This window comes from Klebsiella planticola ATCC 33531 (assembly GCF_000735435.1).
Taxonomy (GTDB): domain Bacteria; phylum Pseudomonadota; class Gammaproteobacteria; order Enterobacterales; family Enterobacteriaceae; genus Klebsiella; species Klebsiella planticola.
In genome coordinates this window covers 1-1,187 of record NZ_JMPP01000031.1, presented here as the reverse complement: position 1 = coordinate 1,187, position 1,187 = coordinate 1, and the positions used below count along the sequence as shown (strand labels likewise).

Genomic DNA, 1,187 nt, shown 5'->3' with positions numbered 1-1,187 from the left:
GGCACCAGCGGCAGCGACAGGCGCTGGGCAATCCACAGCACGATAGCCCCTAATGACGCCGCGCTCCCCTGACGATTAATCAGGACTTTGTCGATCCACAAAGCATCAGACAGCCGGTAAACGCCGTGGGAATCGCGAAAGCCCCACTCATGGTAGAACAGCTCCAGCAGCCGCTCCAGCTGACGCTCCTGATCCCAGGAGGAGGCAATTTCCTCCTGCGCCAGCCCCAGCAGCCGCTCCAGTTCATCCTGCACATAGTGCGTCGGAAAATCGTCGCGGATTAATTCAGAAATGAGGACCATGCCATCGCACAATGGCGCTTTATTAAATTCGAAATCAGCTAATGACCTCATGACTTACCCCAGTAACGGTGTTCTTGTAATGGCGAGTTGTATGATGATGAACAACACCACCAAAGCCAACAGAAAGGCAATAAACCGACTCTGTTGGCTGCGCGGGCGACGACGGCCCAGCGCGATAAAACCCAATGCGATGTAAATAATAACGCCAAACAGCTTTTCAGTCAGCCATGAGCCGTCTTCAGTGAAAGGCAGATAGTGCGTTATGGCCATTAATCCTGCGCCGCTCAGAAATAACAGCGTGTCGCTGCAGTGCGGCGCAATACGCACCCAGCGCTGGTTCAGCCGGGCATTGCCGCTGTAGGTCCACCAGTAGCGCAACGTAAATAAACTGACGGAAACCACCACACACGCTATATGCAGATACAGCACCGCGCTAAACAGATTCATATGCCAGCTTTCTCCATGCCGGAAAACCGCCCTGTCGTCAGGCGGTCATTATCGCCGTAGTCACGGCAGGTCGTCACATCGTGGTAACCCGCTTCACGGAACAGCGCCCGTACCGCGTCCCCCTGCTTCCAGCCGTGTTCCAGCAGCATCAGTCCGTCGGGCGTCAGGAAACGGCGTCCTTCCCGGATGATATGCGCGAGGTCGGCCAGACCGTTATCGGCGGCAACCAGCGCCGTTTTTGGCTCAAAACGAACATCGCCCTGCTCAAGATGCGGATCGGCTTCGTCGATATAGGGCGGGTTGCTGACAATCATGGCGAACCGCTGCCCGGCCAGCGCGCTGAACCAGTGGCTTTGCAGCACGCTGACGTTAGTGATGGCAAGGCGCTCAGCGTTACGCGCGGCTAATGCCGCCGCATCGGGCATGAAATCCACCGCC

Annotated in this window: 3 protein-coding genes; all 3 read right to left on the bottom strand. The window is 56.9% G+C overall.

Annotated elements, in window-relative coordinates; genetic code table 11:
* Nucleotides 1–353, bottom strand: a 353-nt coding sequence (locus GRPL_RS11205) for a transglutaminase family protein (protein WP_032699478.1), incomplete at its 3' end; no start/stop codon positions are given.
* 3 nt (nt 354–356) lie between these two features.
* Nucleotides 357–749, bottom strand: a complete 393-nt coding sequence (sirB2, locus tag GRPL_RS11210; protein ID WP_004863518.1) for an invasion regulator SirB2 — start codon at nt 747–749, stop codon at nt 357–359.
* Nucleotides 746–1,187, bottom strand: a 442-nt coding sequence (locus GRPL_RS11215; RefSeq protein ID WP_032699476.1) for a HemK/PrmC family methyltransferase, incomplete at its 5' end; no start/stop codon positions are given. The genes sirB2 and GRPL_RS11215, both read right to left, overlap by 4 nt.

Bases quoted from the DNA above. Each gene is read 5' to 3' on its own strand.
- sirB2 (WP_004863518.1), bottom strand. From the start codon at position 749: ATGAATCTGTTTAGCGCGGTGCTGTATCTGCATATAGCGTGTGTGGTG.